General features: G+C 65.2%; 17 protein-coding genes. 9 read left to right on the top strand and 8 right to left on the bottom strand.

The annotated features are described in order from the left end of the window. Positions 1-147: 147 nt before the first annotated feature. Positions 148-1,428, bottom strand: coding sequence for a flavin-dependent oxidoreductase (locus tag XI04_RS30465; RefSeq protein ID WP_038948303.1), 1,281 nt, complete (start codon positions 1,426-1,428; stop codon positions 148-150). A 126-nt stretch (positions 1,429-1,554) separates the two neighbouring features. On the opposite strand from XI04_RS30465, the gene XI04_RS30460 reads away from it, so the two are divergent. Continuing rightward, complete coding sequence (locus tag XI04_RS30460; protein WP_028141686.1) at positions 1,555-2,175, top strand: glutathione S-transferase family protein; 621 nt, start codon at positions 1,555-1,557, stop codon at positions 2,173-2,175. 195 nt (positions 2,176-2,370) lie between these two features. On the opposite strand, the gene XI04_RS30455 is transcribed toward XI04_RS30460, so the two are convergent. Continuing rightward, positions 2,371-3,288 (bottom strand): LysR family transcriptional regulator, encoded by a 918-nt coding sequence (locus tag XI04_RS30455; protein WP_271608353.1) that lies wholly within the window; start codon positions 3,286-3,288, stop codon positions 2,371-2,373. A gap of 91 nt (positions 3,289-3,379) precedes the next feature. Between XI04_RS30455 and XI04_RS30450 the strand changes: the two genes are divergently transcribed. From XI04_RS30450 to XI04_RS30430, 5 genes are all read left to right on the top strand, one after another. Beyond that, positions 3,380-3,823 carry a nuclear transport factor 2 family protein gene (locus tag XI04_RS30450; RefSeq protein ID WP_271608306.1) on the top strand — a complete coding sequence of 148 codons (444 nt, stop codon included), beginning with the start codon at positions 3,380-3,382 and terminating at the stop codon, positions 3,821-3,823. 50 nt (positions 3,824-3,873) lie between these two features. Continuing rightward, complete coding sequence (locus tag XI04_RS30445) at positions 3,874-4,041, top strand: DUF1127 domain-containing protein (protein ID WP_080670146.1); 168 nt, start codon at positions 3,874-3,876, stop codon at positions 4,039-4,041. A gap of 129 nt (positions 4,042-4,170) precedes the next feature. After that, entirely contained in the window at positions 4,171-4,755 is a 585-nt protein-coding gene (locus XI04_RS30440; RefSeq protein WP_028141683.1) for a biliverdin-producing heme oxygenase, read from the top strand. Continuing rightward, positions 4,752-7,313, top strand: coding sequence for an HWE histidine kinase domain-containing protein (locus tag XI04_RS30435; RefSeq protein ID WP_271608305.1), 2,562 nt, complete (start codon positions 4,752-4,754; stop codon positions 7,311-7,313). Before XI04_RS30440 ends, XI04_RS30435 begins: the two co-directional genes overlap by 4 nt. A gap of 250 nt (positions 7,314-7,563) precedes the next feature. Beyond that, positions 7,564-9,573: a methyl-accepting chemotaxis protein gene (locus XI04_RS30430; protein WP_271608304.1), complete on the top strand. Its 2,010-nt coding sequence runs from the start codon at positions 7,564-7,566 to the stop codon at positions 9,571-9,573. Positions 9,574-9,632: 59 nt separating this feature from the next. Here XI04_RS30430 and XI04_RS30425 read toward each other — a convergent pair whose 3' ends face one another. The 3 genes from XI04_RS30425 to XI04_RS30415 all read right to left on the bottom strand — a co-directional run bounded on the left by XI04_RS30425 (position 9,633) and on the right by XI04_RS30415 (position 12,088). Then, positions 9,633-10,319 carry a glutathione S-transferase family protein gene (locus XI04_RS30425; RefSeq protein ID WP_271608303.1) on the bottom strand — a complete coding sequence of 229 codons (687 nt, stop codon included), beginning with the start codon at positions 10,317-10,319 and terminating at the stop codon, positions 9,633-9,635. 124 nt (positions 10,320-10,443) lie between these two features. Further along, positions 10,444-10,770, bottom strand: coding sequence for a hypothetical protein (locus XI04_RS30420; protein ID WP_028141679.1), 327 nt, complete (start codon positions 10,768-10,770; stop codon positions 10,444-10,446). Positions 10,771-10,957: 187 nt separating this feature from the next. After that, the gene (locus XI04_RS30415) at positions 10,958-12,088 is read right to left on the bottom strand and encodes a site-specific DNA-methyltransferase (protein ID WP_028141678.1); all 1,131 of its coding nucleotides are present in this window, start codon (positions 12,086-12,088) and stop codon (positions 10,958-10,960) included. A gap of 413 nt (positions 12,089-12,501) precedes the next feature. Here XI04_RS30415 and ypfJ point away from each other — a divergent pair, with 413 nt between their 5' ends. Both ypfJ and moaB read left to right on the top strand, forming a co-directional pair. Continuing rightward, complete coding sequence (ypfJ, locus tag XI04_RS30410; RefSeq protein ID WP_028141677.1) at positions 12,502-13,437, top strand: KPN_02809 family neutral zinc metallopeptidase; 936 nt, start codon at positions 12,502-12,504, stop codon at positions 13,435-13,437. A gap of 160 nt (positions 13,438-13,597) precedes the next feature. Then, positions 13,598-14,161: a molybdenum cofactor biosynthesis protein B gene (gene moaB / locus XI04_RS30405; RefSeq protein WP_271608302.1), complete on the top strand. Its 564-nt coding sequence runs from the start codon at positions 13,598-13,600 to the stop codon at positions 14,159-14,161. Positions 14,162-14,349: 188 nt separating this feature from the next. On the opposite strand, the gene XI04_RS30400 is transcribed toward moaB, so the two are convergent. Together XI04_RS30400 and XI04_RS30395 are read right to left on the bottom strand one after the other, a co-directional pair. Beyond that, the gene (locus XI04_RS30400; protein WP_049801738.1) at positions 14,350-15,309 is read right to left on the bottom strand and encodes a bifunctional helix-turn-helix transcriptional regulator/GNAT family N-acetyltransferase; all 960 of its coding nucleotides are present in this window, start codon (positions 15,307-15,309) and stop codon (positions 14,350-14,352) included. A gap of 63 nt (positions 15,310-15,372) precedes the next feature. Beyond that, positions 15,373-15,948, bottom strand: a complete 576-nt coding sequence (locus XI04_RS30395) for a glycosyl transferase (protein WP_028141674.1) — start codon at positions 15,946-15,948, stop codon at positions 15,373-15,375. 325 nt (positions 15,949-16,273) lie between these two features. Here XI04_RS30395 and XI04_RS30390 point away from each other — a divergent pair, with 325 nt between their 5' ends. Beyond that, positions 16,274-17,113, top strand: a complete 840-nt coding sequence (locus XI04_RS30390) for an RMD1 family protein (RefSeq protein ID WP_018323338.1) — start codon at positions 16,274-16,276, stop codon at positions 17,111-17,113. 186 nt (positions 17,114-17,299) lie between these two features. Here the strand turns inward: XI04_RS30390 and XI04_RS30385 are convergent, their stop codons facing one another. Beyond that, complete coding sequence (locus tag XI04_RS30385; RefSeq protein ID WP_271608301.1) at positions 17,300-18,490, bottom strand: acetate/propionate family kinase; 1,191 nt, start codon at positions 18,488-18,490, stop codon at positions 17,300-17,302. Positions 18,491-18,492 lie beyond the last annotated feature (2 nt).

Raw genomic sequence — 18,492 nt, 5'->3', positions numbered from 1 at the left:
GAGTCGGAGCGGCGGCGGCTGGTGCATACGGCTACTACAACAACCGTTGCTACGATGCCTACGGCAACTGGGTGTGTTCCAGACAGTATGGATATTGATGGGCCGTGACGGACGCGGGGCGGTTGGACAACTCTTGCCGCCCCGCCTTCAGGCGCTCACGCGCTTCGCATCTCCACTGACGATCGGCGGCTTCGCGTTCAGCGCCTCGACCTGGAAGCCCGCAACGCGCTTGTAGTTGGCGGCGATGTCTTCCAGTTCCTTCTGCGACAGCACGTCGGTGACGACCTCAAAGCCGTCGGGCGCGCGCTCTTCGACCAGTTGCATGACCTGCTCGGGTCCGTTCTTGCGGTTGAGCAGGACGAGGTCGGTGGTCGCGGGGCGGCGCTCGGCCTCATAGGCGAGCAGCGCCGCGGTCGTCGGTCCATGCGCGAGAATCTCGCGGGTGATGGTGCGGGCATCGAGGATGGCCTGCGAGGCGCCGTTCGAGCCGATCGGGTACATCGGATGCGCGGCATCGCCCATTAGCGTGACCTTGCCGAAGGTCCATTGCGAGACCGGATCGCGGTCGACCAGCGGATATTCATAGGCGTGCGGGCAGTTCTTGATCAGGCCGGGCACGTCAAGCCAGTCGAACTGCCAGCTCTCGAACCAGGGCAGGAACTCCTCCAGCCGCGCGGTGCGGTTATAGTCCTCGCGCCGCCACTGATAGGTCGGCGGCATGTGGCGCTCGGCGACCCAGTTGATCAGATGTTTGCCCGCCGCGTCCGGCGCCTTGCTGATCGGATAGCAGACGAATTTCAGGATCTCATGGCCGGCCATGATCATGGTGCGGCCGGTCAGGAAGGCCTTGGAAGGCGTGACGCCGCGCCAGAGGATGCGGCCGTTCCAGATCGGCGGACCTTCATTGGGATAGAGCTTTTCGCGCGCGGCGGAATGGATGCCGTCGGCGGCGATCAGGATCGCGCCGTCGTAAGTCCCGGCGGCCTTGCCGGTTGCCCGGTCGATGAAGTCGGCGCGCACGCCATCTGCCGTCTCGGTCCAGCCGGTCAGATGGTGGCTGGTGAGGATGTTGTCGCGGCCGAGCCGCTCGATCGCGGTGTCGAGCAGGAGCTGTTGCAGCGTGCCGCGATGGATCGAGAATTGCGGCCATTTGTAGCCGGCCTCCAGCCCGCGAGGCTCGCTCCAGATCGGCTTGCCGTGCTTGGAGAAATAGGCGAGCTCGCGCGTCCGCACCCCGCTGGCGTCCAGTCTGTCCATCAGCCCGAGCTCGATCAGCTCGCGCACCGCATGCGGCAGCACGTTGATGCCGACGCCGAGCGGCTTCAGTTCCGCGACGCTTTCGAAGACTTTTGCGGGAACGCCGATCTGGTGCAGGCTGAGCGCAAGCGTCAGCCCGCCGATGCCGCCACCGGCGATGAGTACGGTCATGACAAAATCCCCCTCCGATTGACGGCGTCTTCGCACAGCCGGGCGGCGGTGGGCAACTGCGAAGAGGTCCCCTATGGACGGGGCGGCGGAGGGCCGTTAACCTCGGGCTTTCCCATGAGGTCCGACATGCTCAAGCTCTACTACGCCACCGGCACCTGCGCGCTCGCCACCTACATCACCCTGGAGGAGGCCGGCGCCGACTACGCGGCCGAGCGGCTGAGCTTCAAGGACAACCAGCAGAACAGCCCGGACTATCTCAAGATCAACCCGAAGGGGCGTGTGCCGGCGCTGGTGACGGATCGCGGCGTCCTCACCGAGACGCCGGCGATGCTGGCCTATCTCGCGCAGACCTTCCCCAAGGCGAAGCTCGCGCCGCTCGATGATCCCTTCGACTTCGCCCAGGTGCAGTCGTTCAACTCCTACCTCTGCTCGACCGTGCACATCAATCATGCCCACAAGATGCGCGGTCCTCGCTGGGCGACGCAGGAGAGCTCGTTCGCCGACATGAAGGCGATGGTCCCGAAGACCATGGCCGCCTGCTTCGCCCTGATCGAGCAGAAGATGTTTCGGGGGCCGTGGGTGATGGGCGATCAGTTCACGATCTGCGATCCGTATCTCTACACCCTCTCGACCTGGCTCGAAGGCGACAGCGTCGACATCAACGCGACCCCGAAGATCGCCGAGCATTTCAAGCGGATGTCTGACCGCCCCGCTGTGCGCAAGGTGATGGACGCGCAGAAGGCGTGACAAATACGCGGTGTCGTCCCGGGCAAGCGCAAGCGCAGACCCGGGACCCATACCGCGGAATCTATCGATTGCGATCGGTAGCAATCCCGAACGAGCAGTCTTCGCCAAACCGCATCCTGTGGTTATGGGTCCCGGATCAGCGCTCCGCTCCGCTGTGCTTGTCCGGGACGACACCGTGTCTGTTGAAGCTGCGTCCTACCCAGCCTTCCGCTTCTCCAGCTCCCGCCCCGTCTGCAGCATCAGTCGGCGCAGCCAGATCGAGCCGGGGTCCATCTGGGCGCGGGTCGGGTAGAACATGAACTGCTCGTCGATCCCGGGGTCGAGCGGTGGCGTCACGGTGACGAGGCCGAGCTGTTTCGACAGTGCCGCGATCAGCCGGCGCGGCACGAAGGCGACGAGATCGGTGCGGGCAGCGACGTGCAGCGCTTCGAGATAGCCTGACACGACCAGCGAAATGTGCCGCTCGATGCCCTTGGCGCGCAGCCAGGTGTCGATCAGATCCTCGTTGCTGCCTCGGATGATCACGCCGACATGGCGCGCGGCCAGGAACGTCTCGCGCCGCTTCAGCTTCGCCGCCAAGGGGTGGCCGCGCCGCACCGCCAGCGCGTCGCTGTCGACGTAGAGCAGCTGGCGGTGAAAGCCCTTGAAGGCGTTGCCGATCGAGATCACGAGGTCGATGGTGCGGGCGAACTCGGCGTGGAAGATCGCCGATCCCCGCCATGGCACGATGTCGATGCGGACGTTGGGCGCGGCCCGCGTCACCTTCTCCATCAGCGGCGGCATCAGCAGTTCGACTGCGAGATCCGGCATCATCAGGCGGAATTGCCGCTCGCTGCGTGCGGCGTCGAAGTCATCAGGCACGAACAGCCCGCGCACCTGATCGAGCGCCTGCGCCAGCGGCGCGCGCAGGGCCTGCGCCCGCGGCGTCAGCTCCATCCGCGTGCCCGTGCGCACCAGCAGCGGATCGCCGAGAATGTCGCGCAGGCGCTGCAGCGCGTGGCTGGCCGCCGGCTGCGACAGGCCCATCCGAAGCGCGGCGCGGCTCACGCTGGCCTCGCGCAGCAGGGCGTCGAGCGCGGTCAGCAGGTTGAGGTCAAGCGAATTCAAATTCATCAGGCGAATAGATATCATATTCTCTATCGATTTGAAGAATTCTGATGCTGCGGCGATCATCTCCGCGTTCCCACCAAACGGAGATGCCGCCATGAATGCGATCGCCAACAAGAAACTGATGCAGGATATTTTCGCCGCCGCCGCCAATCCCGATCCGAACGCGCGCGATCGAGCCCTGTTCGCTGCAAGCCTTGCCGAAGACGCCAAATGGGTCGTGACCGGCCAGTATTCCTGGTCGCGCACCTTCTCAGGCAAGGAGTCGATCCTCAACGATTTGCACGGCTATGTGCGCACCCGCCTGCGCGACCGCACGCGCACGGTCGCTCACCGCTTCATCGCCGACGGCGATGTGGTCGTCGTGGAGGCAAAGGGCGACAACGTCACGCCCGAAGGCGTGCGCTACGACAATGACTATTGCCTGGTGTTTCGTCTCAAGGACGGCGAGATCAAGGAGATCCGCGAGTACTGCGACTCGATCCTGACCGAGCGGGCGCTCGGTTCTTTTCCGCAGGCGCCGGTGAGGGCTGCGAGCTGAGTGGATTGCGCGTCGCGTCCGCCGGCGGGTTTCATCGGGCGGAGCCGGCGATGGTCGTGCGGGCGTGGCGGGCGCTGGTCGAAACGGTCCGTATCAGGCGCGAACGGTCCCGGGCCCGGGATCAACTCGCCGCCATGAGCGAGCGGGAGCTTCTGGACTGCGGGATGACCAGGGCGGAGATCGCGTACGAGCTGCACAAGCCCCGCCGGCGGAAATAAAGAGTGTCGAGGGTACGGTCCGCGCCTCTCCAGATATTCCAGTGCCGGCGGAACCTTCGGATTCCGCCGGCGTTTCCTTCGCTTCCGGGGCAATCGCGCCCCCCGGCATTGCGCGCGTGTGGGAATTTCATGCTGGCTGGGGTTTCGGACGTCTCGACACAGGTGAACCCTGGCTTCCCTGGACTTCGTGAGCGACTGAGAGATGCGACTGCGGGTGCGCACCGGGAGCTCGATGCGCAACTTTCGTCGTTCGATCTCACCGTCTTGGCGGGCTATCGCCGCTTTCTTCAAGCCAGCGCCGGCGCGCTTCTTCCGCTCGAGGCCGCGCTCGTCGCGGCAGGCGTCGCCAGGATATTTCCGGACTGGCCGGAGCGGTCGCGCAGTGCCGCGATCGCGGCTGATCTCGGGCGGCTCGGCGGCGCCGCGCAATCCACCGTATCCGTGCCGCCGCTGACGCCCAGCGGCATGCTCGGTACGATGTACGTGCTGGAGGGCTCTCGGCTCGGGGCAAGATTCCTGCTGAAAGAGGTCGCGGAGGCCGCCGACCTGCGCATGACGGAGGCCACCAGCTATCTCAGCCATGGTGCCGGCAAGCGCCTGTGGCAGAGTTTCCTGTCGAAGCTTCAAGGCGAAGAGGCCTGCGACGAGGTCGAGGTGATCGCGGCGGCGCGGGTTGCCTTCGCCGCGTTCGAGCGGGCGGCGGAGCGGGCATGAACGAGGCGGTCAATCTCACCAATTGCGATCGCGAGCCGATCCACATTCCCGGCAGCGTGCAGCCGTTTGGCTTCATGCTCGCTGTGCTCTCGGATTTCACGATCTGCATGGCCTCGGACAATGTCGGCAGCTTTCTCGGAAGCGACGTCGCCGATCTGCTCCAGCAGCCGTTGACGAGCGCCATCTCCGAAGCCGCTGTCGAGACCATCCGCGGTCGCGTCGACTATTTGAGTGGGCCGGATGCGACCGAGCGCCTGTTCGGCGTCGAGCTCCAGGCCGGCAAACCGCTTTACGATCTCTCGATCCATTTCTCCGGCGTCTACCTCATCGTCGAGGCGGAGCCGAGCGTCCACGAGCCCGGCGTCAATTCCGGCGAGCTCGTCCGCCTGATGCTCGAACGGATCCGCAAGACGCGCGGCATGACCGAGCTCGCGCGGGAGGCCGCGCGTCAGCTCAAGGTGCTGACCGGATTCGATCGCGTCATGGTCTACCAGTTTCACCCGGACGGATCGGGCGAGGTGATCGCCGAGACCGCGGAAGCAGGGCTCGAATCCTTCCTCGGCCTGCGTTATCCTGCATCGGATATCCCAAGGCAGGCGCGCGCCCTCTACCAGCGCAACTGGCTGCGCATCATTGCCGACGTCAACGCCAGGTCGGCTGCCCTGATGTCGACCGCCACGCACAATGCGGGATTGCTCGACCTTTCGATGAGCGTGCTGCGCTCGGTCTCGCCGATCCATATCGAATATCTGCGCAACATGGGGGTGGCCGCCTCGATGTCGGTATCGATCCTGCGCGATGGCAAGCTGTGGGGTCTGTTCGCCTGTCATCATTATTCGCCGCGGTACATTTCGTTCGACAAGCGTACGGCCTCCGAGCTGTTCGGGCAGATGTTTTCCTGGATCGTCGAGGGACGCGAGCGCGAGGGCGATGTCGCCTATGAGGCGCGGGCCCATCAGGTCCAGGAGCGCTTGATCGAGATCGCTGCTTCGCACGACCACAGCCGCCGCGCGATCGTCGACTTTCTCGGCGACTACCGCAAGATGATCGACTGCGACGGCGTCGCGCTCTGGTCCGACAACAAGATCGCCCTCGAGGGAGACACGCCGACCGAAGACGAGGTGAAGGACCTCGTCGCCTTCATCAACCGGACCTCGCCGGGCCGGATCTTCGCCAGCGCCGAGATCGCCAAGGTCTATGCCGCCGGCCAGGCTTTTCGCGACCGCGCGGCGGGTTTTCTCGCCATTCCGATCTCACGGACCCCGCGCGACTGCCTGATCTTCTTCCGGCGCGAGGTCACGCGGGCGGTGAACTGGGCCGGCGCTCCCGACAAGATCTACGACGAAGGTCCGAACGGGCCGCGCCTGACGCCGCGCAAGAGCTTCGAGCTCTGGCAGGAGACCGTGGCGGGCCAGTCGAAACCGTGGTCGGCAGCGGACATCCGCATCGCCGAGAGTCTGCGCGTCACACTGCTGGAAGTGATCCTGCAATTGTCCGACCTCGCCGCGCGCGAGCGCCGCGGCGCGCAGGAGCGGCAGGAGCTGATGATCGCCGAGCTCAATCACCGCGTCCGCAACATCCTGAGCCTGGTCCGCGCGCTGGTAGCGCAGAGCAAGGACACGGCGATGAGCGTGGAGGAGTTTGCGAGCGTTCTCGGCGGTCGCATCCAGGCCCTGGCCCGCGCCCACGACCAGATCACCAATCTGAACTGGGCGCCGGTGGCGCTGCGGACCCTCCTCGAATCCGAAGCCGGCGCCTATCTCGGGGCGCGCGCAGGCCGGGTGAAGATGGGCGGGCCGGACGTCGCGCTCGATCCCAAGGCGTTTGCCACGCTGGCTCTCGTTGTCCACGAGATGATGACCAATTCCGCCAAATACGGCGCGCTCGCCGATTCCACCGGCAGCGTCGAGGTGGTCTGGCGCCTCGATCCCTCGTCGAGCCTCGTGATCGAATGGAAGGAAAGCGGCGGGCCACCGGTGCAGCCACCGTCGCGGCGTGGCTTCGGCACCACGATCATCGAACGCTCGGTGCCGTTCGATCTCAAGGGCGATGCCGAAATCCGCTTCGACCTTCTGGGCGTGCAGGCGACGTTCGTCATTCCCCCCAATTTCGTCGAGCTGGTGCCGTCGATAGCAGGAGCCGCCATGCGTCTTGAGGAACAGCAGTCCAGCCGACCCCGGATCTCCGAGACCGCGCTGATCGTCGAGGACAATCTGATCATCGCAATGGCGGCGGAGGTCATCCTGCTCGATCTCGGCGCGCGTCATGTCGACACCGCCGCGACCGTCGACCAGGCGCTGCGCTCGATCGAGCGGACTCGGCCGAGCTTTGCCCTGCTCGATCTCAACCTCGGGAGCGAGAGCAGCATCAAGGTGGCGCAGAAGCTGAAGGAGATCGGCGTGCCCTTCATCTTCGCAACCGGCTATGGCGAGCGCGCGCCGCTTCCGGTGGATCTGGCCTCGGCGCCGGTGGTTCAGAAGCCGTACACGCTGGAAGTGGTCGAGCACGCGCTCGGCAAATTGCAGCAGGCCGGCGCCCAATGGTCGTTCGTCCTGTGAACGCATGCAGCTCTGCGCATCCCGCTCGGGATTCGTACGCGAACTTTGCATAGCTGCTGACAAAAGCAGCAGTTTTCGCGCCCGCAGATCCAGATCGCGCGAAAAATTTGAAGGTTCAATTAACGAGTGTCCCCCATTGTGTCGCAGTGCAGCGTGGGTCGCAAAGACACGCGGCTGCCAGGGTGGTCGTGACGATTTGCCGGAATTGTTCGGCCGCTCGAAGTGAAATGCATCTGGGTGGACAGTGGGAATGCCGAAGTTTCGTTTGCGGATCAGGGGACGCCTGTACGCAGGCTTCATGGCCTTGGTGGTGGTTGGTCTCGTGATGGCGGTGGTTGCCGTCTGGAATTTGCGGGCGGTGCAGGATCAGGTCGCAAGACAATCCGCACTTTCGGACAGCACGGCGCGGGTTTTGGAGATATCGACCCAGCTTCAGGCGATCCAACGGGCCAATCTGCGTTACGTCTACGACGCCAACGAGCCCGCGATGAAGGAGGCGCAAGAGCGGGAAACCGCGGCGACCGAGCTGTTGCGGGTCGGCGCCAAGGGGACGCTCTCGGAGGATCGGCGAGTGCTCTACAACGGCCTCATCGACGACATTGCCAAGATGCGACGCCTGCGTGACAATCTCGGCGACGCCGTCAACGAGGCGAGAACGGGCAAGGCGACGTTGCTGCCGAGCGGCGAGGAGCTGGCCGTCAAGATGGGCAAGCTGGTCGATGCGGCGCGCGCCGCCGTCGACGAAGACACCGCGGCCCTCGTCGCCGACCTCGAATCCAGGATCCTCCTTGTTCGGGTCGCGAACTGGCGTTTCCTGGCGCTGCGCGACGCGCAGGGACCCGCGAATTTCAGGGCGAGCGTAGATAGGGCGGCGCAGCGGCTCGCGGCTCTCGAAAAGAGCCCGCAGGCGGCGGAATTGCGCTCCACGCTCGCGCCGGTGAAGACCTCGCTCGGAATCTACAAATCGGCGTTCGAGACGACGTCCGCCGCGATGCTTCAGGCCGACGAGATCTACCACAAGAGCCTCGCGCCCCTCATCGTCGACAGCGTCGGCAGGCTCAAGGCCGCGGAAGCGACCCTGAAGAAGGACTATCAGGAATCGCGTACGACCGCCGAAGCCGTGATCGCGGGCACCACGACCATTCAGGAGATCGCCGGTGGCCTCGCCGTCCTGTTCGGCTGCATCGTCGCCTTCCTGATCGCCCGCGGCATCGTCGGTCCGCTGGCCTCGATGACGCGCGCGATGGGGCTGATCGCGGGCGGCAATCTCGAGGTCGAGATCCCCGGCCGCGGCAAGGCCGACGAGATCGGCGACATGGCCAAGGCGATCCAGGTGTTCAAGGACAACATGGTCGAGACCGAGCGACTGCGCGCCGAGCAGACCGAGGTCGAGGCGCGGCAGGCGGAAAGCCGCAAGAAGGACATGGTCAGGCTCGCCGATCAGTTCGAGCAGGCGGTCGGCGAGATCGTGAGCACCGTGTCGTCGGCATCGAACGAGCTCGAAGCCTCCGCCGGCACCTTGACCACGACCGCCTCGCGGGCCCAGGACCTGTCGACGGAGGTCGCCAGCGCCTCGCAGGAGGCCTCGGCCAATGTGCAGGCGGTTGCCTCGGCGACCGAGGAGCTGTCCTCCTCGGTGTCGGAGATCGCCCGCCAGGTGCAGGAATCCGCCCGTATCGCGGTCGAGGCCGTCGGTCAGGCGAGCAGGACCAATGACCGCGTCGGCGCGCTCTCCAAGGCCGCCGCGCGGATCGGCGACGTGGTCGAGCTGATCAGCACCATCGCCGGCCAGACCAACCTCCTGGCGCTGAACGCCACCATCGAGGCGGCGCGCGCGGGTGAAGCCGGCCGCGGCTTTGCCGTGGTCGCCTCCGAGGTCAAGGCGCTCGCCGAGCAGACTGCGAAGGCCACCGGCGAGATCGCCCAGCAGGTTTCCGGCATCCAGGCCGCGACGGAGGAATCGGTCGGCTCGATCAGGGAGATCAGCGGCACCATCGAGCGGCTGTCGGAGATTTCGTCGACGGTTGCGGCCGCCGTGGAGCAGCAGGGCGCGGCGACGCAGGAGATTTCCCGCAACGTCCAGCAGGCGGCCCATGGCACGCAGAGGGTGTCGTCCAACATCGGCGACGTGCAGCGTGGCGCCTCCGAAACCGGGTCGGCCTCATCGCAGGTGCTGTCGGCGGCGCGCTCGCTGTCGGCCGACAGCAACCGCCTCAAGCTCGAAGTGGCCAAGTTCCTGAACTCGGTCCACGCCGCCTGAATCCCAAACGCAAAAGGCCACGCGCATGCGCGTGGCCTGAAAAGAACGGCGCGGCGCGATCAGGCGACCTTGGTCGCCATGTGCTTGAACATGTTGGCGCGTGCCTCGTCGTCCATCTCGGCTTTGAATGTGAACTTGTCCTTCAGCGCGATCGCGCGTGCCGCCGCCGGCCGTGCCGAGATCTCGTCCACCAGCCGCTTCACGTTGGGGTAGCGCGCGAAGGCGTCGTCGCCGAGCTTGAACGGCAGCATCCGCGCCCAGCCCCACAGCGCCATGTCGACGATGGAATAGCGGTCGCCAACCATGTAGCTGCGCCCTTTGAGGTGACCGTCGAGAACCTTGTAGTGGCGATCCGTCTCGTACTGGTAGCGGTTATGGGCGTAATCGTGGTTCTGGTCCTTTGGCGCAAAATGCTTGAAATGCACGGCCTGACCCGAATACGGCCCGACGCCGGTTGCGATGAACATCAGCCATGACAGCGTCTCGCCGCGCACGCTCGCGGCGGGCAGGAACTTGCCGGTCTTCTCGGCGAGATAGAGCAGGATGGCGTTGCTGTCGAACACGATGGTGCCGCCATCGTCGATCGCCGGGACCTTGGCATTCGGATTGATCTTGAGGAATTCGGCCGTGAACTGCTCGCCTTTGCGGGTGTCGATCTTCACCGGCTCGAAGGGCAGGCCGGACTCCTCCAGAAAAAGCGCGACCTTGGTCGGATTCGGCGATCCGTTGAAATAGAATTTGAGCATCGATCTCCCCAGTGTTTTTGCAAGGCGCGGACGCAGCGTCATTGCCGTGCGGCCTGTCTTGCCTGAACCCGTTGCGGGAGGGCAACCGGCGAGTTTGCCGGGCGGTATCTGCGCGCCACGCAGATCAGCCGGCGTAACAAAGGCCAATTGCCGCCGTAACGACCATCGCGGCGCCGACCGCTTCCAGCCGCAGCCCGAGCCGCGTGGCCAGATGCATGTCGGAGGCTCGCGCCGCGCGCTCCGATCCGCGTGCGTAGCCGTGAACGATGACGTCGTGATTGAAATTGTCGTGCGCCTCGTTGCTGCTGGCGAGCCCGACAGAGATCACGAGCACGCCGAACAGCGCGAGGCCGAAGAATCCGAGCAGGGCTATCAGGAACATCGGAAACATGCCGAGCAGGAAGATCGGCAGCAGCGGCACCAGCAGCAATGTCTCGGACTGTCGTCGCATGGGGCCCACCGTCAGGACGGGGCTGATCGGGCGAATCTAGTCCTGGCGGGGGCGGCATTCAACCACCACTGCTGTCATTCCGGGGCGCGCCTCTTGCGCGAGCCCGGAATCCATTGGGCCGCATGTGCTGTGGTTGGGTGGATTCCGGGTTCTCGCTTCGCGAGCCCCGGAATGACGGCGGAGAGGATCACTCCGCCGCCATGCCGGCGCGGATTTCGGCGCGGAGCTCGTCGATCAGCTTGAGGCCCTTCTTGGTCTCGATGTGCCAGAAGGTCCAGCCGTTGCAGGCCTGGGCGCCCTGCGCCACCGCGCCGATGCGGTGGATCGAGCCGACCTTGTCGCCGAACATGATGGCGCCGTCGGCACGGACCAGCGCGCCGAGCTTCTTCTTGGCGTCGAACAGCTTCGTGCCGGGCATGATCATGCCGCGCTCGATCAGTTCGGAGAACGCGACCCGCGGCGCTTCGCGCGCGGTCATGAACGGGGCAAGGCTTGCTTCCGGCAGCGGCTCGACCGCGGCGATGCGGGCTTCGGCAGCCTTGGCATACGTCTTGTCGCGCTCGAAACCGATATAGGAGCGGCCGAGGCGTTTGGCCACGGCGCCGGTGGTGCCCGTGCCGTTGAAGGGATCGATCACGAGATCGCCGGGCTTGGACGAGGACAGCAGCACGCGCGCGAGCAGGCCTTCCGGCTTCTGCGTCGGATGCACTTTCTTGCCGTCGGCGCCCTTGAGGCGCTCCTCGCCGGTGCAAAGCGGGATCAGCCAGTCGGAACGTGCCTGCACGTCCTCGTTCGCGGCCTTCAGCGCCTCGTAATTGAACGTGTAGCCCTTGGCCTTTTCGTCGCGCGCGGCCCAGATCATGGTCTCGTGCGCGTTGGTGAAGCGGCGGCCGCGGAAATTCGGCATCGGGTTCGACTTGCGCCAGACAATGTCGTTCAGGAGCCAGAAGCCGAGGTCCTGCATGATCGCGCCGACGCGGAAGATGTTGTGATAGGAGCCGATCACCCAGATCGTCGCCGACGGCTTCATCGCGCGGCGGGCGGCAAGCAGCCAGGCGCGGGTGAAATCGTCATAGGCGGAGAACGAATCGAACTTGTCCCAGTCGTCGTCGACGGCGTCGACATGGGATTCGTCGGGGCGCTTGAGGTCGCCCTTGAGCTGGAGATTGTAGGGCGGATCGGCGAACACGAGGTCGACCGAACCAGCCTGAAGCTTCGACATCTCGGCGACGCAATCACCGAGGATGATGCTGTGCGAAGCGGACTCAAAATTTGTGCGGGGCGCCCTTGCAGACGCCCCGCGACGCGACACTACCATGACTCAAGAACTCTGACTCAGGCGACGCTGTCGGCGACGCGGGACCAAACAACCGACTGACCGTTACAATGAAGCGGCAAAGTAAAAATCGACTTAACCCGCCGCTTTCGTGAGCAGGCCTCGCATCGCTCCCCGCGTGCGGTTCACTGCGCGCACTCGCCGTGTTTTGCAGTGTATTTCGCGTTTCGTCGCGTTGCGGGAGCGATCATGGCTCCAAAAAGGCGCCAAATTTCTCTCGGAAAAAATTGCTCGACCCTCGGAAAAAATTGCTGGCATCGGCATGCTGTCGCACTAGGCAATAATTGCCGAGCGGGATATTGATAAAAGCAACGGAAATTTTACGTGTGTGGCGCGTTGAGCTTTCGCGCTTCTGCGCCCAAATGATGCCAATCGAGGACTGAGGGAAACCCGCCATGCGCTACGATGATTTCCGCCGCAGCGACGACATCGAGGATCGTCGCGACGATGGTGGAGGCGGCGGTGGCGGAGGCGGGTTCGGCCTTCCGATGGGCGGCGGCGGGCTCGGCATCGGCACCATCATCGTGCTTGGCCTCGTCGGCTACGCCTTCGGCATCGATCCGCGCATCCTGATCGGCGGCGCCGAGATCCTCACCGGCGGCGGCCAGGCGCCGAGCTACCAGACCGATCGCCAGTCGTCTTCGACCGCCAAGCGCGGTGCCCCGACCGACGAGATGGGCAGCATGATCTCCGGCATTCTCGGCGAGATCGACGACCGCTGGAGCGAGATCTTCCAGGCCTCGGGCCAGTCCTACACCGGGCCGAAGGTCGTGCTGTTCCGCAACGTCACCAATGGCGGCCGCTGCGGCCGGGCAGAGTCGGCGATGGGGCCGTTCTATTGTCCGCCGGATCGTACCATCTTCCTCGACACCTCGTTCTTCCGCGAGGTCGAGACGCGCTTCCGCGGCTGCTCCGGCAAGTCCGCCTGCAACTTCACCACCGCCTACATCATCGCGCACGAAGCCGGCCATCACATCCAGAACCTGCTCGGCATCATTCCGCGCGTGACGCGGCTGCAGCAGCAGGCGGGCTCGAAGGCGGAGGCCAACGCGCTCCAGGTGAAGGTGGAATTGCAGGCCGATTGCCTGTCCGGCGTCTGGGTCAATCGCGAGTCGAAGAAGCGTCCGAACTTCCTGGAAGCCGGCGACATCGACGCCGCGCTGACCACGGCGAGCGCGATCGGCGACGATACGCTGCAGCGCCAGGCCACGGGACGCGTCGTGCCTGACTCCTTCACCCACGGCTCGGCGGCGCAACGCAAGCAGTGGTTCATGACCGGCTACCAGCAGGGCACGGTCCAGGCCTGCAACACGTTCGGCGGCGGGACGTAGTAGTCTCGCTGCCGTGCCCCGGACGCAGCGCAGCGCTACTTCAGCGGTGCGCTGCAGAGCCGGGGCCCACACCGCCGGTCTCCCAAGCCTCTAAATGGGTCCCGGCTCTGCGGCGCGGCGCTGTTGCGCCGCACCTAGTCCGGGACACGAGAGACGCATCATGGCCTCCATCGACGAAGCAAAACAGTTCATCCCGCTCGACATCGCGGTGCTCACCGTGTCCGACACCCGTGCGCTCGCGGCTGACAAGTCCGGCCAGACGCTTGCCGACCGCCTAGCCGCGGCCGGCCATCGTCTCGCCGCGCGCGAGATCGTCACCGACGATGTCGAGGCGATCCGCGCCGTCGTTCGCCGCTGGATCGCAGATAGCGGCATCGACGTCGTCATCACGACCGGCGGCACCGGCTTCACCGGACGCGACGTCACGCCGGAGGCGATCGAGCCCCTGTTCGAGAAGCGCATGGACGGTTTTTCCATCGCCTTCCACATGCTGAGCCACGCCAAGATCGGGACATCGACGATCCAGAGCCGCGCCACCGCCGGCGTCGCGGGGGCGACCTACATCTTCTGCCTGCCGGGCTCGCCCGGCGCCTGCCGCGATGGCTGGGACGGCATCCTGGCCGCTCAGCTCGACTACCGCACGCGTCCGTGCAATTTCGTCGAGATCATGCCGCGGCTGGACGAGCATCTGCGAAGGCCGAAGGCGCAAGGCGCGACGGTGTAAGGGCGGATCGTTCTCGGGGGGCTCTCCGCATCATCAGTATCGTAGGGTGGGCAAAGCGACTTGTCCGCCATAGCTCGAAGAGCGACGGCGGAAGCGTGCCCACGATCTCTGTCCGCAATGCAGGGGCCGTGGGCACGGCGCTCATGCGCCTTTGCCCACCCTACGATTCCTGACTTGTAGCGACAGCGCTACAGATCCCGCTCCCAGGTTTCGCCGACCAGATCGGCACCGAAGCTGTGGTGCTTCTCTTGCTTCACGAGCTTGAAGCCTGCGCTTTGATAGATGCCGCGTGCGGCAACCAGGATGCTCTGCGTCCACAGCGTCATCTTGCCGTAGCCCCGCTCGCGAGCGCCCTGGAGGCATTGCTCGACCAGCGCACGGCCGACACCGAGCCCGCGCGCTTTCTTCTCCACCTGCAACAGGCGCAGCTTGGCGATCTCGTCGGTGGCCTTGACCAGAAAGATCGAGCCGACGGGCTCGCCGCCCACTTCCGCGATCCAGCAGTGCTCGCGCGCGGCATCGTAGTTCTTGATGAACTGTGCGCAGATCTCGGCGACCAGCGCTTCGTAGCTGATGTCCCAGTTGTAGTCCGCGGCATAGGCGGCGGCCTGCTTGGAGATGACCCAGCCCATGTCGCCAACGCGATGGCTGCGCAGCATGAAAGCCGCAGGCTGGGTTCGACGTTGCTCCAGTAGGGCCTCGATGGTCGCCATGGCCTGCGTGAGCCGCGTTGCATCGCTGGCCGAAAGCTGAGCCAGCATTGCGGCGACCTCGTTTTGCGAGCTCAGGTTCAGCTTGGCGTAGGTCTGGCGGCCCTTGGCGGTGAGGCTGAGCTGGTATTGCCGGCGATCTGCGGGCAGGGGCCTGCGCGTGATCAGCCCCTTTTCGTCGAAGCTCTGCACGATGCGGCTGAGATAGCCGGGATCGAGGCCAAGCTCGATTCCGATCTCCTTTGCCGCCAGCTCGTCGCGATGCGCGAGTTCGTAGAGCACGCGGGCCTCGCTGAGCGAGAACGGGCTCTTCCCAAGATGCTGGTCGAGCACACCGAGCTTGCGGGTATAGAAGCGGTTGAAGGCGCGGACCGCTGCGATGCGATCGTCGGCGACCTGCTCGATTGCAAGGGGTAATGGGGAAGAGCTTGATGGCATGACGGCACCTCAATATTTGCCATTGTCAATTAATTATTTGACTTTGGCAAGTATCAGGTGACTTCAGCCGACCATGACGATCTGGCTGCGCAGCACGGTCCGGGACGAGCGGCCGAGCCGCCGGAGCAGCCGTGCCTCGGAACGGCGGGCCTGCGGCGGGTAGCCGCCGATCCGGTCGTAATGATCACGCGCAATCAAAAGGCCCTGATCGCCGAGCGGGCCGATCACCCTGCGCACCACGGCCCGGAGGATGTCGCGCAATCCGGTATCGGCGTAAGGCGAGCGCGCATAGCGGAACACGGCAGCACGGTCCCGTCCGCTGGTCGCGACGGCCTGGATGAACTGGGTGGTTTCCTCGATCCAGCCGGTTTCGAGCACGGCGCCTGCGGGCAGGAACATCAGCCACGGCGAGCGGGCCTGGAGCGCGCCGGCCGCGAGCGCGGCGCCTTGCGAGGATCCCTCGAAGCCGACGAAACGGCAGCCTGCGACGTCGGCAACCCGCTCGATGACGCCGTTGCGGGTGCCGTCGACCAGAAGCACCTCGCGGATGACGCCGGCGGCGGCCCCGGGGACCAGCGCGGCCAGAGTCGCCACCGCGGTCTGCTCGACGCCTTCGGTCGGAATGATGACGCTCAGCATGATTGAGGCTTCAATGTCTGCACTTCGGGAGAAGCGTAGCTTGTTATGATGTTGTCATAAACACGTGGCGTTGCCGAGTGCAACTTTCCGGCCGCGCTTCGGCGTGCGATGGTAAACTGCAGCCAGTCCTCGCAGCCAAATGTGTCACGCGCGGGTTGGCGATGTTGCCGAATGTTTCGGCACAAGCTCGTCCCGGGGGGATTGACCTGGAGTTTTACGGCGACATTGCGCGGCGCGCGGGTAGTTGGCTCCTGCAGGGACGGGGCGCCCTGCAAGAAAGGTTCGAACGGGACATGTGTGACTTTGGTGGCGGCGGAGGCTTCCTGTGAACGCCGATCAACTCGCTGTTGGCACGGCCTCGACATCGCCGAAGCCGGAGGCTGCGCCGACCTTGCGGATCCGCGCGCTGATGCTGGGCGATCGCATCAACGCCGCCGGTCTCGAGATCGGCACGCTGGTCTCGTCGACGCCCGCCGCCTTCCGTGTGCATGCCGGCCTCGCCGTGATCTTTCGTTACGGCGTCGTGGTGCTGATCGGGCTGCTCCCGTCCGAGGAGAAAGTGCTGATCGACAGCCTGAAGCCGCGGGTTATCGGCGAGCTCAGCCCGTATGAGGAAGAGATTGCGCAGGCACAGCTCTGCAAGGATGAAAGCACTGAAGCGATCCAGCCGGGCGGGCCGATCTGCCTCGCAAAGTTCTCCGACGACCGGCTGCTGCTTGTTGCGGACGCGCTCGCCAAGAGTACGTCGCTCGCGCGCGACGAGCGCCGCGTCGCCGCGGTCTTCGATGTGATCGAGCCGTTTGCGCGGGAGCTCGCCGAGCACGGACGCACGCCGCGCCGTCGCAAGGGCATCCTGCAACTGATCGGCAATGCACTGCTGGTGCAGCAGCGCGTCGCCGGGCGCGTCGCGATCGCCGAGAAGCCCGACGTGCTCTGGGAGAAGCCCGAGCTCGACCGGCTCTATTCGCGCCTCGAGGACGAGTACGAGCTGAAAGAACGCCTCGACACGCTCGAGCGCAAGCTCACCGCGGTGTCGGAGACCGCCAACGCGCTGACCGACATCATCGACACCCAGCGCTCGCTCCGCCTGGAGATCGCGGTCGTGGTCCTGATCGTGATCGAGGTCGCGATCGGGTGTTTTCAGATATGGTCGGGAACGCATTAGTTCGTGCGTGTCATTGTGCCCTCTTCTGTCCACACGAGTCAGGAATCGTAGGTGGGCAAAGGCGCACTTGCGCCCTGCCCACCATCGACGCCACATTGACAGACGTGGTGGGCACGCTTCCGCCTTCGCTCTTCGAGCAACGGCGGACAAGTCGCTTTGTCCACGCTACGAGACTGACACGTTCTTTCAGTTGGGATGGCCTTGCTGCAGCAGCGCAGCGCAATGGCGCGCGATCGTCAGCTCTTCATTGGTTGCAATGACGAGCACATCGACCGCGCTATCGCTACCGCTGATCCGCTCACGTGTCTCCTCATTCGCCGCGGCATCGATGCGCACGCCCATCCATGCGAGACGTTCGCCGATCGCGCTGCGGATCTCCTTGGCGTGCTCGCCGATGCCGCCGGTGAAGACCAGACAGTCGAGGCCGCCAAGCGTGGTTGCCATCATCGCGACCTGCTGCGCCGCGCGGAAGGTGAAAAGATCGACCGCGTCTCGCGCGTCAATCTCGCCGCTCGCAAGCAGCGTGCGCATGTCCGCGGAGATGCCGGAGACGCCGAGCAGGCCCGACTGGTGATAGAGCAGGTGCTGGACATCCTCGATCGAGATCTTTTCGTGCTGCTGCAGATAGAGCAGCACGCCGGGATCGATCGTGCCGCAGCGTGTGCCCATCACGAGACCGTCGAGCGGCGTCAGCCCCATGGTGGTGTCGACGCTGCGGCCGTTGCGCAACGCGCACAGGCTGGCGCCGTTGCCGAGATGCGCGATGACGGTACGCTTGGCGATGAGCTCCGGCGCAATCTCGGCGAGGCGTCCCGCGACATACTCGAAGGAGAGGCCGTGAAATCCGTAGCGTCGGACGCCACGTTCCTCGTAGCGCCTCGGAATGGCGAAGCGGCTCGCCGGCGGCGCCAGGCCGTGATGGAACGCCGTATCGAAGCACGCGATCTGCCTCAGCGCTGGTCGAATCGCCGCGAGCGCACGAATTGGCGCGAGGCACCGCGGCTGGTGCAACGGCGCCAGCGGCGTCAGCGCCTTAAGCTTTCCGATCACGTCGTCGGTCAGCGCGACCGGGCCTGAATAATCCGGCCCGCCGTGAACAATGCGATGGCCGACGGCACGCAGATGGTGTCCGCCGAACCGGTCGTCGATGAAGGCAAGCACATCGGCGAACAGATGGCCGCCGTCGGCGTCCGGCGCCTCGCTCCATGTCTCGAACAGGTCTTCGCCCGCGGGGCTCTTCACCACGAGCCGGGGTTTTGCCTCGTGCTCGTCGAGCAGTCCCTTGCAGAGCAGGCTGGGTTCAACAGCCGAGATCTCGAACAGGCCGAACTTGATGCTCGACGATCCCGAGTTGAGGACGAGGACAGTGTCCGACATGG

Source organism: Bradyrhizobium sp. CCBAU 11430 (assembly GCF_028128855.1).
Lineage (GTDB): Bacteria > Pseudomonadota > Alphaproteobacteria > Rhizobiales > Xanthobacteraceae > Bradyrhizobium > Bradyrhizobium ottawaense.
Note: the sequence above shows the minus strand (reverse complement) of the source record. Positions and strands in the feature narration are given on the sequence as shown.